At 58.0% G+C, this 14320-nt stretch carries 13 protein-coding genes; 6 read left to right on the top strand and 7 right to left on the bottom strand.

The genetic code is table 11. The features are described from left to right. The 6 genes from ybiO to rhtA form a co-directional block, all read right to left on the bottom strand. Positions 1–2271: a mechanosensitive channel protein gene (gene ybiO / locus LB453_RS15815; protein ID WP_103795288.1), complete on the bottom strand. Its 2271-nt coding sequence runs from the start codon at positions 2269–2271 to the stop codon at positions 1–3. Positions 2272–2413: 142 nt separating this feature from the next. Beyond that, entirely contained in the window at positions 2414–3136 is a 723-nt protein-coding gene (glnQ, locus tag LB453_RS15810; RefSeq protein ID WP_103795289.1) for a glutamine ABC transporter ATP-binding protein GlnQ, read from the bottom strand. Next, positions 3133–3792, bottom strand: coding sequence for a glutamine ABC transporter permease GlnP (gene glnP, locus LB453_RS15805; RefSeq protein WP_033789185.1), 660 nt, complete (start codon positions 3790–3792; stop codon positions 3133–3135). The genes glnQ and glnP overlap by 4 nt, the downstream gene beginning before the upstream one ends. A gap of 74 nt (positions 3793–3866) precedes the next feature. After that, the gene (gene glnH, locus LB453_RS15800) at positions 3867–4613 is read right to left on the bottom strand and encodes a glutamine ABC transporter substrate-binding protein GlnH (RefSeq protein ID WP_103795290.1); all 747 of its coding nucleotides are present in this window, start codon (positions 4611–4613) and stop codon (positions 3867–3869) included. 322 nt (positions 4614–4935) lie between these two features. Then, on the bottom strand, positions 4936–5439 hold the full coding sequence (dps, locus tag LB453_RS15795) for a DNA starvation/stationary phase protection protein Dps (RefSeq protein ID WP_103795291.1): 504 nt from the start codon (positions 5437–5439) through the stop codon (positions 4936–4938). A gap of 329 nt (positions 5440–5768) precedes the next feature. Further along, entirely contained in the window at positions 5769–6680 is a 912-nt protein-coding gene (gene rhtA / locus LB453_RS15790) for a threonine/homoserine exporter RhtA (protein WP_103795292.1), read from the bottom strand. A 375-nt stretch (positions 6681–7055) separates the two neighbouring features. Between rhtA and ompX the strand changes: the two genes are divergently transcribed. Continuing rightward, positions 7056–7568 (top strand): outer membrane protein OmpX, encoded by a 513-nt coding sequence (gene ompX / locus LB453_RS15785; protein WP_103795293.1) that lies wholly within the window; start codon positions 7056–7058, stop codon positions 7566–7568. Positions 7569–7755: 187 nt separating this feature from the next. Here ompX and LB453_RS15780 read toward each other — a convergent pair whose 3' ends face one another. Beyond that, the gene (locus LB453_RS15780) at positions 7756–7950 is read right to left on the bottom strand and encodes a hypothetical protein (RefSeq protein ID WP_103795294.1); all 195 of its coding nucleotides are present in this window, start codon (positions 7948–7950) and stop codon (positions 7756–7758) included. Positions 7951–8216: 266 nt separating this feature from the next. On the opposite strand from LB453_RS15780, the gene mntR reads away from it, so the two are divergent. From mntR to LB453_RS15755, 5 genes are all read left to right on the top strand, one after another. Continuing rightward, a complete protein-coding gene (gene mntR, locus LB453_RS15775; RefSeq protein ID WP_103795295.1) occupies positions 8217–8678 on the top strand; it encodes a manganese-binding transcriptional regulator MntR in 462 nt (153 codons plus the stop codon). Between the two features lie 17 nt (positions 8679–8695). Then, on the top strand, positions 8696–9805 hold the full coding sequence (locus LB453_RS15770; protein WP_103795296.1) for an SLC13 family permease: 1110 nt from the start codon (positions 8696–8698) through the stop codon (positions 9803–9805). A 146-nt stretch (positions 9806–9951) separates the two neighbouring features. Next, positions 9952–11091: an HlyD family secretion protein gene (locus LB453_RS15765; RefSeq protein WP_103795297.1), complete on the top strand. Its 1140-nt coding sequence runs from the start codon at positions 9952–9954 to the stop codon at positions 11089–11091. Next, positions 11088–12656, top strand: a complete 1569-nt coding sequence (locus LB453_RS15760; protein ID WP_103795298.1) for a DHA2 family efflux MFS transporter permease subunit — start codon at positions 11088–11090, stop codon at positions 12654–12656. The genes LB453_RS15765 and LB453_RS15760 overlap by 4 nt, the downstream gene beginning before the upstream one ends. 1 nt (position 12657) lies before the next feature. After that, a complete protein-coding gene (locus LB453_RS15755; protein ID WP_103795299.1) occupies positions 12658–14193 on the top strand; it encodes an efflux transporter outer membrane subunit in 1536 nt (511 codons plus the stop codon). Positions 14194–14320: the final 127 nt, after the last annotated feature.

Raw genomic sequence — 14320 nt, 5'->3', positions numbered from 1 at the left:
TTACTCGGGCGCCGGCAGGGCGGGCAGGGCGGCCACGCTTGCCGCGCTGTTGCCGGTCTGCATCACCTCAACCGTCTGATGCGGCGCTTTTATCCCGGCCGCATCAAAATGCTTCTTCACCATGCTGTCCAGCGCAAAGCGCACCGTCCACTGCTTCAGCGGCTGCGTGGTAAAAGAGACGCGCACGGTAAAGGCCTGATTGGTTAAGCCCACCAGGCCGGCGAAGTTCGGCTCGCCAATCACCATGCCGCGAATATCTGGATTCTTCAGCAGCTCATCCACCGCCTCCTGCAGTACCTGGTTCACCCGGTCGCTCTCTTCGCCGCGCTCCACGTCATAGTTCGCCACAAAAGAGCCGATGCCGCGCACGAAGTTGGCGAAGGTGGTAATCGAAGACCAGGGAATGATGTGATAGGCGCCGGTGTCCTGGCGCACGCCCACCGAGCGAATCGACATACGTTCTACCGTGCCGGTGATGGCGCCGATGGTCACCAGATCGCCGGTATTCATGCCGTTCTCAAACTGAATGAAGATGCCGGTAATAATATCTTTCACCAGCGTTTGCGAACCGAATGAAACCGCCAGGCCGAGGGCGCCCGCGCCCGCCAGCAGAGGCGCGATATTGACGCCAATTTCCGACAATAAAATCATAATGGTGATGGTGCTAATCACCACCGCCAGCGCGTTGCGGAACAGGGTCAGCAGCGTGCGGGTACGGGCGCCTGGCATCGGGCGGCCGTGGGAATCGGAGGCGAGGCGGCTCTCAATCAGGCTCGCCAGCACCGTCCAGCCTATCGCCGACAGCAGCAGGATCATCACGATGCGGATCAGCACATCCACCATCTTCTCGCCGGGGCCGACCGTGAGCCAGTGCCAGAGATCGAACAGGTTCCAGGCGTTGAGCAGCAGCAGCAGCGTGGCGAACACCGTGACGATGCGCGCCAGCTTCAGCAGCGCCTTCACCCAGGCGTTGACGCGTTTTTGCAGCGCCGGATAGTTGCGGCGCAGGTCGGCTGAGAGGGTGATGGTTTTGCCTATCCAGCGCGTCAGGATGCCGGAGATAAAGGCGGCGATGCCGATAATCGCCAGCGTGCGCACCGTGGCCGACATCATAAATTTCAGGCTGTCGCCGGGATTGAAAATAGAAAGCAGAAACAGTGCGATAAAGTAGGCGCTCGCCAGCCAGTGCCACACCAGCGCGAAGGCGCGGATAAAGAAGGCGAAAAAGGCCATGCTGCGATCCGACAGCGCCTGCAGCGCGAAATGAATCGAGCGGCGGTTGGTAAAGATAAGAAACAGCGCCCAGCCGGTCATAATGCCCATAATCAATACGTTAACCACCGCCGCTACCTGTACGTTAACCTGGTTAGAGACAATCGGCACTATCACCAGCAGCCCATAGCCGATGAGGCCGGAGATCCAGCTCAGGCGCGTATTCCAGTAGCGGGCGCGTCCGTCGCTGAGGTGAAAGAAGCGCAGGTCGGCGAAGCCAGGGCAGAAGATCAGGCGCAGCACCGCTTTAAAAAACTCAATCAGCGCGAAGGCGTTGAGGAACAGCCCTTGCTGATAGGCGATGGTGCGGCTGTCGCCGTGATAGCTGTCGCTGAGGATCTGACCGACAAACAGCGTCAGCGCCAGCAGCATCAGGTCGATAATAAAGGCACCGGTAATCGCCGTCGGCAGCTGCAGCCAGTTATGCTGCTCGCGGTTTTTTGCGCGTCCCCAGCGCCCCATGCGGCGATAGAGCGGCGACACCGTGAGGCGCAGCAGCCTGTAAAAGGCGAATAGCGCCGCCGCCAGCACGACGAAGTGGCGCAGCGCATTGAAGAAAGTATCGGGGTTAAACGTCTTGTGTGGCGCATCGGCGATATTGTCACGCAGGCGGGCAAATTTTTGCGCCACGTCGCCGCCAAACTCGCGGGTGACGTCCGTGACGCCCTGCAGCACGGTTTTATCCTCTTCTTCGGTCGGCGGCGTCAGCGCGGGGGCCGTCTCTTTCGCCGTCGTGCTGGAGGCGCCGCGCAGCTGGTCGATTAGCGCTTTGCGCGATTGATCGTTTTCCAGAATATTCGCCAGTGCGGCGTAAGCGGCTTTTTTCTCATCGAGCGTTGGCTCGCTCTGCGCGCCGCTGGCGGCGCCGGACGACTGCTGCGCCGCTACCGCCGCCTGCGGCAGCGTTACCGCCTGCGCGGCGGGCAGCATACAACAGCAAAGTAGCAACAGCGCGATCCCTTGCCGCAACAGGCGACGACAGGTGTGGGCTGACAACATGGCTTTCTCCTTAGCAACCTCTGGCTCACAGGTGGAGAAGTATAGTCAGGCGCCGGGAGTGAAAGGTCGGAAAGGCATTAATCGTACGGTCGAGGAACGGCGGGGGAAAAGGCGACGGGCCGACGCATGTCGGCCCGGAAAATCAGGAAACGTGCTGCAGGAACTCGCGCAGGCGATCGCTCGGCGGCTGGGTGATCAGCGCATCGGGATCGCCATCTTCTGCGATGGTGCCTTTATCAATAAAGATCAGGCGCGACGCAACTTTCTGTGCGAAGCCCACCTCATGTGTGACGATCACCATCGTCATACCTTCCTCCGCCAGATCCTGCATCACCTTCAGCACCTCGTGGCGCAGTTCGGGATCCAGCGCAGAGGTCGGCTCGTCGAACAGCATCAGCTTCGGCTTCACCGCCAGCGCGCGGGCGATAGCGACGCGCTGCTGCTGGCCGCCAGAGAGTTCAGAAGGGAAGTGGTGCGCGCGCTCGGCCAGACCGACCTTCGCCAGCAGCTCGCGCGCCAGCTTATGCGCATCCTGCTTATTCGCGCCGCGCACGCGGATGGGGCCGAACGCCACGTTATCCAGCGCGCTCATCTGCGGGAACAGGTGAAACTGCTGGAACACCATGCCCGCTTCCTGACGGATCAGGCGCTCGTCAACGTTGGGATCGTTGACTTTCAGGCCGTCGACGACCAGCTCCCCGCTGGAGATCTCTTCCAGCTTGTTGATGCAGCGCAGCAGCGTCGATTTGCCCGAGCCGGACGGCCCGATAATCACCACCACTTCACCCTGGTTAATCTTCAGGTTGATATCGTGCAGCACCTGAGTTGTGCCAAAGCTCTTTGAAACGTTTTTAAATTCAATCACAGGATTTTCATCCTTTTCTCGATGCGGCGCAGCACAAAGCTCAACACCAGCGTAATCACAAGGTAGATAATCGCCACGGCGCTCCAGATCTCCAGCGCGCGGAAGTTACCGGCGATGATTTCCTGACCCTGACGCGTCAGTTCCGCCACGCCGATAACGATAAACAGCGAGGTGTCTTTAATACTGACGATCCACTGGTTGCCGAGCGGCGGCAGCATACGGCGCAGCGCCAGCGGCATAATAACGTAGCGCAGGGTTTCGCGACGCGACAGACCCAGCGCCAGGCCCGCTTCGCGAAAGCCTTTGTTTATCGACAGCACCGCGCCGCGCGTGATTTCGGCGATATAGGCGCCTGAGTTGATCATAATGGTCACCACCGCGGCGGTGAACGGATCGATGCGCAGATCGGGGAAAGCCATCGGCAGCGCAAAGTAGATAAACATCACCTGCACGACGATAGGGGTACCGCGAATGATCTCAATAAAGACCAGCGCGAGGTTGTTAGCGATCCAGCCGCCGTAGGCGCGGGCGAAGCCGGCGACCAGGCCGATAATCAGCCCGCCGACCAGGCCGAGCACCGAGATCAGCAGGGTCATTTTCGCGCCTTCAATCAGCGCCGGCATGGCGGGCCAGATGACGCTCCAGTCAAACTCCATGGTGTGACTCCAGTTGTGTTGCGGTGGAAAAAAGCAGGGCGCGCGGCCCTGCCTAAAATAAAAGCAAAAATTTATTATTTAGGTTCGCTGCCGAACCATTTTTTGTAGATCTGGTTATAGGTGCCGTTCTCTTTCAGGGTCTTCAGCGCGCCGTTTACTTTTTCACGCAGCTCGTCGCTGCCTTTCGGGAACGCGACGCCATACTGCTGCGCTTCGATAGAGTCGCCTACTGCTTTAAAGCGGCCCTTGCCTGCGGTGTTGATAAAGTAAAGGATGTTTGGCGTGTCGTGCAGCACCGCGTCGGCGCGGTTAGTGCCCAGCTCCATATAGGCGTTGTCGATATTCGGGAACTGACGCAGATCTTTGGTTTTAATATGCGCTTTCGCGTAATCCACGGAGCCGGTGCCGCTCTTCACCGCGACCACTTTGCCGTTCAGGTCGTCGATGCCTTTGATGTTGTTCTCGTTGTTGCGAACCATCACCAGCAGACCGCTTTTGTAGTAGCCGTCAGAGAATTCGATCGCTTTTTTACGCTCGTCAGTAATGGTGATACCCGCCAGCGCCAGGTCGATATTGCGCGTTTGCAGGGCAGGGATAATGCCGCTGAAGTCCATTGGCTTCAGGGTATAGTCCAGCTTCAGCTCTTTGGCGATGGCGGCCCACAGATCGACGTCAAAGCCAACATACTTGTCGCCCTGCTTGAACTCAAAAGGAACGAAAGCGGTGTCAGTGGCGACGATCAGTTTTTTTTCTGCTGCGGTGGAGGAGAGAGAGAAGGCCAGCGCCAGCGCGGCCACAGAGACTTTAAACAGTGACTTCATCATTTTTCCTTATTACTTCCCGACCCGAGAGCGGTGTTTACGGCTTACCATATGAAAAAATTATGCCAACTTTTCATTTTAATCACAATCAATGGCTTAAACCTGAAAGCTGACACGATTTTGCAAGGGCAAAAACTTTTGCACCAAAACTGAGCACCATAATGGTGCATAGGATTATTCTGGTGCAATGCACCTTTGCATGCGCCGTCAGGCGTGGGAAGGAGAGGCGTTCAGAAATGTAATGAAGGTCAAAAAATAGTGATCATGAGGTTAAGCAGGCATAAAAAAGGCGGGTTTCCCCGCCTGATAACTGCATTCACTTTTATTCGATGTTCGACTCGATAAACCACAGGAATTTATCCAGGTCGCGCGATGCCGCGGTAAAGATATCTGCGGTGTCTTCATCTTTCACTTCAGAAATCGCTTTACGGGTATCGTTGGCCACGATGGCGTAGCGGTCAGCCAGCGCTTTCAGGTGGTCCTGCACGCTGTGAATGTTCAGCGGATAGCTCTGCAGCGGGGTTCTGTCGTTTACGACCTGGGTAGTGCCCAGCGCCACGCCGCCTAACTGCACCACGCGTTCAGCAATGGTATCCTGGTGATCGGTAATAGTGGTGCGGAAACCGTCCAGCATTTCATGTACGCCGATAAAGTTAGCGCCGCGCATGTTCCAGTGCGCCTGCTTGGTGATCAGCGACAGATCGATAAATTCCACTACCAGACGATTGAGCACTTCAATGGTGGCTTTTTTTTCGTCGTCAGCCACATCGTTACGGGTGTAAAGCAGATCGGAAGCCTTCGTTTTAACCAGTTTTGCGGTACTCATCGTATGAATCCTCTCTTTGATGGGTTGTCCTAATCAAGCACGGGAATAAGTATAGCAGCGCTTTGCGTCTTTGCAGGATTGAGCTTATCGATGGCTGAAATAGCTGGCATTTACAGATAAAGAGCAAGCGGCAATAACCGCGCGTCTGTCTGCCAAAGATGACTCGCTCACAGCAAAACCATTAATTATCAAAAAGTTAATTTTTTATTTCCGCCGAGATTATACAGTATGTTTCAGAATGATAATAATAATGTTTATCATTGGTTAAAATAAAGCCGCCTGAAGCGGCTGAATATTATTTAGCCCGCGTTATACGCAGGCGGAATAACTTATTGCGTCGGCGGTGGGGTTATTTCAACTTCTTTTAGCTGGTTATTTCGGGGCTTAAGGGTCAGCGTTGCGCCGGCTGACGCCAGAATAATCGCCAGCAGGCCGAGGCTCTGCTTCAGCGACAGCGTTTCGCCCAGAAACAAAATGCCCGACAGCGCCGCTACCGCAGGCTCCAGGCTCATTAGCGTGCCGAAAATGCGTGCCGGCAGGCGCGTCAGCGCCACCATTTCCAGCGAGTAGGGGATAGCGCTTGAGAGCAGGGCAACCAGTAGCGCGACAGGGATCACGCTCCAGTGCCAGATGCCCGGCTCGGCGAACGTCAGCCCGAGCGGCACGAAGATAACGGAGGCGATAAGCGAGCCCATCGCCACGGTCGCCGGGCCGTGCTCCGCCCCGGCGCGCGGTCCCGCCAGAATATAGAGCGCCCAGCAGGCGCCCGCGCCCACCGCCAGCGCCGCGCCCAGCGGATCGATAGTTTTCATGCTGTCGCCGAACGGCAGCAGAAACCAGAGTCCGGCAACCGCCAGCACCACCCAGATGAAATCGAGCAGGCGGCGCGTGCCCAGCAGCGCCAGCGTCAGCGGGCCGGTAAACTCCAGCGCCACCGCGACGCCGAGCGGCACGGTGCGCAGCGACAGGTAAAAGAGAAAGTTCATGCAGCCCAGCGCCAGCCCGTACATCAGCAGCGGCAGGCGCTGCTCGCGCGTAAAGCGCAGCCGCCAGGGTTTGAAGATAACGCACAGCATCAGGGTGCCAAGCCCGAGACGCAGCGCGGTGATACCGGTAGCACCTACCGCAGGAAAAAGTGATTTAGCCAGAGACGCGCCGCCCTGTAGCGACAGCATCGCGATCAGTAGTACGGCGACCGACAAAGCCGGAGCAGAGGTTTTACCCGAAAGAGAAAGTGACATCCTGTGAACGCATCCTGATGGTCAGCAGAGAGGCAATAAGAGGCTCAGTTTAATCGAATGGCGGGTAAAAGCAGAGGGAACTATCAGGTAAATTCCTGGCCGATCGCGCGAATTTTAACCGCTTTCAGGGCCAGTAGCGTAAAGAAATGTCAGGTTTTTTTAGGATTTAACTTAAACGACAATTTTTCTTGCGAGAAATTCATTGCAGTTTAATGACGGAAAATATAAGGAAAATGAATAGCATAGGAAGCTTCATTAACTTTCTGTTACACCAAACATTCTGTTAGACAATAATTTGCGGGCAGAGTTTCTGGCTGAGTTTTGTTATATTTTTAGCGTTGTCAGGAGAGAAGTATTATCACATTTGAGGTGGTTATGAAAAAAATTGCATGTCTTTCAGCACTGGCTTGTGTTCTGGCAGTTTCTGCGGGTTCCGCAATGGCGCAGAGCACAGTCACCGGCGGTTACGCTCAGTCCGACTATCAGGGCGTGGCTAACAAAGCGAACGGTTTCAACCTGAAATACCGTTATGAAGACGGCTCTAACCCGCTGGGTTGGATCGGTTCTTTCACCTACACCGAAAAAGATCGCACTGAATCTGGCGTGTACAACAAAGGCCAGTACTACGGCTTCACCGCAGGTCCTGCTTACCGTCTGAACGACTGGGCGAGCATCTACGGCGTGGTTGGTATCGGCTACGGTAAATTCCAGCAGAACGACACCGTTGTTCGCGACAAAGGCGACTCCAGCGACGTAGGCTTCTCCTACGGTGCCGGTCTGCAGTTCAACCCGTACCAGCAGTTCGCTATCGACGTTGGTTACGAGCAGAGCCGCATCCGTAACGTCGACGTTGGCACCTGGATTGCTGGCGTAGGTTACAGCTTCTAAGTTTTGCTTAGACCAGTTGCAGAAAAAACGGCCCTTTGCGGCCGTTTTTTTTATCTCTTTTTTAAGCGCGTCCGCTGGAGTGAGCAAGGTTGCAGCGCAGCAGCGCGACGAGGTTAAGAAAGAGGGGAAAGGCGAATAGCGGAGCAGCCCAGGCAAAACGCTGAGGCTGCATGTAAGCGGGTGCGCGTCAGCCGCGCCAGATAAGATTCGGGCAGTGGCGAGCGTTCTGTTTTGTGCCCAGCAGTTTTTCAACCAGCATCAGGCGGAGCGAAAACGGGGAGCGGCTCAGCAGGCAAAGCCAGGATTTCAGCGCTGCGGATGAAGCCGGTTTCTCAGTCTGGAAGCATTTGCCGCAGTCAAGGCAGCATTTCAGGGTGCTCATATCGACCTCCCAATCAGTAACGTCGTAATAGCAGGCAAAGCCCGGCGATAAACAGGAGAAACAGCAGTAGTAACAGATAAGGATCCTGCACGATCGTCTCTCCATTGCCTGCGCGTTTGCCTACAATATCGACAAATATAGCACTGGCTATACCCTGTAGCCAATGCTATTTACGAAAAATTTGAGCTTCTTTGTGCCTGGTTTACAATGAGCGCAGCAAACCCGTCTCGCTGCGCGGGCGCGGAGAATAATAAAGAGGAAGCTGAATGAGTCGTCGTGCCAAAACTGGGGTCTCTGTCCCGCCTGGACCCCTGAAAGATATCGAAGAGCATGTCGAAGGATTTCGACAGGTTCGCGAAGCGCATCGTCGCGAACTGATCGATGACTACGTTGAGTTGATCTCAGATTTAATCGGTGAATTCGGCGAAGCGCGTCAGGTTGATATGGCGGCCCGTCTGGGCGTCTCCCAGCCCACCGTCGCCAAAATGTTGAAACGTCTCAGCAGCGCTGGCCTGGTGGAACAGGTTCCCTATCGTGGCGTCTTTCTCACCGGCGAGGGCGAGAAGCTGGCGGCGGAAAGCCGCGCCCGCCATCATATCGTGGAAACCTTCCTGCTCGCGCTGGGCATCAGCCCGGAAACCGCGCGTCGCGATTCCGAAGGTATCGAGCATCACGTCAGCGATGAAACCCTCGCTGTCTTCCAGAAGTTTTACGAAAGCCGTCACTAATCACCGGACTCGCTACCATGCTCACCGTGCTACGCCCTTTTTTGCATGATCGTATTCTGCATTTACTGTTAGCGCTCGGCGCGGTGTTGTTGCTGCTGGCGAATTTTCACTGGAGGGATCTGCCTGGCGCAGTCGACTGGCACACTATCGTCACGCTGACGGGGTTGCTGCTGCTAACCAAAGGGCTGGAAACCAGCGGCTATTTCGACGTGCTGGGGGCGCGGCTGATTGGCCGTTTTCGCCATGAACGCGCGCTGGCGCTGTTTATGGTGCTGGCCGCCGCGCTGCTCTCTACCTTTCTTACCAACGACGTGGCGCTGTTTATTCTGGTGCCGCTGACCCTGACGCTGCGCAAATATTCGCGCCTGCCTCTCTCCCGGCTGATTATCTTTGAAGCGCTGGCGGTCAATGCCGGATCGCTGCTGACGCCGGTAGGCAACCCGCAAAATATCCTGTTGTGGAGCCACGGCAAACTCAGCGTGGCGGGATTTATCTTACAAATGACGCCGCTGGCGGTCTTGCTGCTGGTGACGCTGCTGGCGCTGACGTGGTTCAGCTTTAAGCCGCGCGATATTCAAAAACAGGACAACGACGAGTCGCGCGCGTGGCAGAAGCCGCTGTTTGCCGTCAGCGTGCTGCTCTATCTGGTGTTCGTCGCCGCGCTCGAGTGGCAGATGACCGGCTGGGCGCTGTTGCTGATTATGGGCTGCTATCTGTTAATGGCGCGCAGGGTATTGCTCGCTATCGACTGGAGCCTGCTGGTGGTGTTTATCGCCATGTTTATCGACGTCTACCTGCTTACCCATCTGCCGGTGGTGCAGCGCCACTTCGACGCGGTGTCCCACTTCGGCGACGGCGCAATCTATCTGTTGGCCATCGGCCTGTCGCAGGTTATCAGCAACGTGCCCGCCACGATTCTGCTGCTGCAGAAGATCCCGCCTTCCGAGGTGCTCGCCTGGGCGGTAAATATCGGCGGCTTTGGCCTGCTGCCTGGCTCCCTTGCCAACCTGATCGCGCTGCGCATGGCGAAAGACCGCGCGGTCTGGTGGCAGTTTCATCTTTTTTCCATTCCGATGCTCGCCTGGTCGATGCTGAGCGGCTGGCTGCTGCTGCGCTTACTGCACTAACGTCCGCTGCGCTTACTAAAATGTTGCAGGTTGTGCCTCTTTTGTCTGGAAAGGTCAAGAAACGCTGGAAAATGTCAGTTTACCATCTACTGTTTATCTGACCTTTTATGCCCTGGAATTAGGGCGTTAGCTATGCGGAACTGACTATGAGCGAGAATGAAAAAGGCGAATCTCATCAGGATGATGCGAAGAAAAAGCAGGATCCATCCAGTGAGCAGTCTGACCAGAATAACGATGAGCCCGAACGCAAAAGACCCGGCAAAAAACCACTGATCATTCTAGGCATTGTGGTGGTGATCATGGTCATTGTCGGCTTTTGGTTCTGGTTTAGCACGCGCAACGAAGAGACCACCGACGACGCCTTTACCGAAGGCGATGCGGTTACCATCGCGCCTAAAGCGTCCGGCTACGTGGTAAAGCTGCTGGTAAAAGATAACCAGCGGGTGAAAAAAGGCGATTTGCTGGTAGAGATCGATCCGCGCGACACCCTGGCTCAGCGTGATCAGGCCAAAGCGCAGCTCGGTCTGGCGCAGGCGCAGCTGCATCAGGCGCAGGCGCAGCTGGCGCTTTCGAAGGTGCAGTATCCGGCGCAGCGCGACCAGGCGCTGGCCGATCAGGCAAAAGCGCAGGCTAACCTGCTGAACGCCGAGGCGGACTATCGCCGTCAGCGCGGCGTCGACCCGCGCGCCACCAGCCAGCGAAATATCGATACCGCCGCCGCACAGCTGCGTTCGGCCCAGGCGCAGCTGCAGAGCGCCAAAGCGCAGGTGGAAGTCGCCTCGCAGGTCGCGCTGCAGATCCGCCAGCAGGAAACCAACGTAGAGGCGCGACAGCAGCAGGTCGCGCAGGCGCAGGCGCAGTTGAATACCGCCGAGCTGAATCTCTCCTATACCCAGGTGCGCGCGCCCTATGACGGCTTCGTCACTAAGCGCAACGTACAGCTCGGCACGCTGGTCCAGGCGGGCAGCTCGCTGTTTTCGCTGGTGTCGCCCGATATCTGGATTACCGCTAACTTTAAAGAGTCGCAGCTGGCGCGCATGAATCCCGGCGATAAAGTGGCGATTAGCGTCGACGCCTGGCCCGATATGGAGCTGGAAGGGCACGTTGACAGCATTCAGATGGGTTCTGGTTCTCGCTTCTCAACCTTCCCGGCGGAGAACGCCACCGGCAACTATGTGAAGATCGTCCAGCGCGTACCGGTGAAAATCGTTATCGACAAAGGGCTGGATCCAAACCATCCGCTGCCGCTCGGTCTGTCGGTAGAGCCTAAGGTTACCGTGGAATGAGCCAGGCGCAGAGCTGGCAACCCTCCAGCAACCCCTGGCTGGTGGCGGTGACCGTCACGCTGGCGGTGTTTATGGAGATCCTGGACACCACCATCGTTAACGTGGCGCTGCCCCATATTGCCGGTTCGCTCTCCTCCAGCTATGACGAATCCACATGGGTGCTGACCTCTTATCTGGTGGCGAACGGTATCGTCCTGCCCATCTCCGCCTTTTTCAGCCGACTCTTCGGCCGTAAGCAGTTCTTCCTGATCTGCATCGTGATGTTCACCATCTGCTCGTTTCTGTGCGGCATCGCCACCGAGCTGTGGCAGATCATCCTGTTCCGCGTGCTGCAGGGATTTTTCGGCGGGGGCCTGCAGCCGGTGCAGCAGTCGGTGCTGCTCGACTACTTTAAGCCGGAAGATCGCGGCAAGGCGTTCGGCCTCTCTTCTATCGCCATTATCGTGGCGCCCGTTATCGGGCCGACGCTCGGCGGCTGGATCACCGATAACTACAGCTGGCGCTGGGTCTTCTTTATTAACATCCCGGTTGGCATCCTGACGGTGCTGGCGATCTATCAGCTGCTGGAAGATCCGCCCTGGGAGCGCAAGTGGGCGAAAGGGCGGCTGAAAATTGACTATATCGGCATCGGGCTGATCACCCTTGGGCTGGGCTGCCTGCAGGTGTTTCTCGACCGCGGCGAAGATGAAGACTGGTTCGCCTCGCACTTTATCGTGCTGTTCGCTACGCTGGCGCTGGTCGGCATCGTCGGCGCGGTTTACTGGCTGATGTATGCCCGCAAGCCGGTGGTAGATATTCTGGTGATGAAGGATCGCAACTTCTGGGTGTCGGGGCTGCTGATGGCGGGCATGGCGATGATCCTTTACGGCAGCTCCGTGGTGCTGCCGCAGCTGGCGCAGCAGGATCTCGGCTATACCGCGACCTGGTCGGGACTGGTGCTGTCGCCGGGCGCGATCCTGATCGTGCTCACCATTCCGCTGGTTATCGCTCTGATGCCGCGGGTGCAGACGCGCTATATCATCGCCTTTGGCTTCACCTGCCTGGCGCTGGCGTTTATGTACTCCTCGACCCTGACGCCGGATGTCGATTTTAAAACCCTGGTGCTGATGCGCAGCGCGCAGTCGATTGGGTTAGGGTTCCTGTTTGTGCCGCTGACCACCATCGCCTTTATTACCATTCCGCAGCGCCTCAACGCCGACGCCTCAGCGCTCTTTACCATGTTCCGCAACGTCGCGGGCTCGATCGGTATTTCGCTCTCCACCGCGGCGATCACCGAGCGCGAGCAGGTGCGATCGGCGCATATGGTGCATAACATGACGCCGCTCAACGAGCAGTTCAATATCACCGTGCAGCACTGGGCGCAGGCGATCCGCGACTTTACCTCGGCGGTAGGCGATCCCGCCACGCTGGCGGCCGGTCAGCTCTATCAGGAGATGGTGGCGCAGTCGCGCATTCTGGCCTACATCGACGTCTTTACGGGCCTGAGCATCGTCGCCCTGATCTTGATTCCATTTTGTTGGCTGCTGTCGCCGATTAAGAGCGAAGGCAGTGCAGGAGCACACTGACATGAAGGTTAACTCTACGCGCGCGCTGGCAAGACCGCTTAGCCTGCTGGCGCTGGCATTCTGGCTGGCGGGCTGCGCCGTCGGCCCCGATTATGAGGCGCCGAAGCCGCAGATGCCCGGCGGCTATCATCTGCTGGACGCGCAGCAGGCGTCGAAAACCGCGCCCGGCGCCGTTAATACGCGCTGGTGGCAAAGCTTTAACGATCCGCAGCTCAACAGCCTGATCGACCGGGCGGTCGAGGGCAACCTGACGCTGCAGCAGGCGGTGCTGCGCATCGCCGGCGCGCGACAGGAGCTGGCGCAGGCGCGCGGCGGCCTCTTTCCCAGCCTGAACGGCAGCGCGAAAGTTACGCGTCAGCAGCTGGGCCTGGAAGGGCTGCTGAAAGCCAACGGCGCCACCGACCAGCTGGATAGCGAGACTGCCAGCCAGCTCAGCAGCCTGGACCAGCCGGTAACGCTCTATCAGGGCAGCTTCGACGCCAGCTGGGAGCTGGATCTGTGGGGCAAAGTCCGCCGCCAGGTCGAGCTGGCGGATGCGCAAACCCAGGCGGCCATTGAGCAGCGCAACGACGCGCTGGTCTCGCTGGAGGCTGAAGTGGCGCGCGCCTACCTGCAGCTACGCGGCGCGCAGGCGACGGTCGCCACGCTGGAGCAGCAGATTGCGGTGGCGCAGCAGAGCTGGGAGCTGACGCAGAGCCAGCAGCGCAACGGACTGGCGCCCCTTACCGACGTGGAGAATGCGCGCGCGCAGCTCAGTTCGCTACAGGCGCAGCTGCCGCAGTATCAGTCGCAGGCGCGTCAGGCGATGAACGGGCTGGCGGTGCTGTTGGGCAAAACGCCCGGCGCGCTGGATAATGAGCTCTTTACGCCGAAAGCGATGCCTGCCTTGCCGCAGATTGTGCCGGTTGGCATTCCCGCCACGCTGGCGCGTCGCCGCCCCGATATTCGGCAGGCTGAGGCGACGCTGCATGCGCAGACGGCGAACATCGGTGTATCAGTGGCGCAGCTCTTCCCCAGCCTGTCGCTTACCGGCCAGCTCGGGGTACGCAATACCGACGTCAGCTATCTCGATAACTGGAGCAGCCACTTCTATTCCGTCGGCCCCTCGCTGTCGATCCCCCTGTTTCAGGGTGGTCGTCTGGTCTCCAGCGTGAAGCTGGCGCGCGCCCAGCAGGCGAGCGCGGCGCTCGACTATCGCCAGACGGTGCTTACCGCGCTGCAGGATGTGGAAAACGCGCTGGTGAGCTATCGCGCCGATCAGGCGCGCGTTACGGCACTGGATGAAACCACCGGTTCGCTGCAGCGCGCTTTCGATCTGGCCAGCGACAGCTATCGTCAGGGCATTTCGACCTTTATCGACGTGCTGGACGCGCAGCGACAGCTGGCGCAGGCGCAGGAGCAGGCGACCCAGGCGCGCATGCAGAGCGCGCTCGACCTGGTGGCGCTCTATAAGGCGCTGGGCGGCGGCTGGGAGACCTATCAAAAGGTCACGCTGCCGCAGTTCGACGTTTTCGGCCCGGCCGCCAGCGCCAGTTAGCTTTTTTCTCTGCTTTCGGCTGCGGCATCCGGCCGCAGCCGACCCTCACCAGGCGCGCTGCCGCGCCGCCAGCAATGAAATAAAAATTTCTTTTTAACCCTTCAGCGCTATTTATCCACGCCGCGAT

The organism is Pantoea agglomerans, assembly GCF_020149765.1.
Taxonomy (GTDB): domain Bacteria; phylum Pseudomonadota; class Gammaproteobacteria; order Enterobacterales; family Enterobacteriaceae; genus Pantoea; species Pantoea alvi.
Note: the sequence above shows the minus strand (reverse complement) of the source record. Positions and strands in the feature narration are given on the sequence as shown.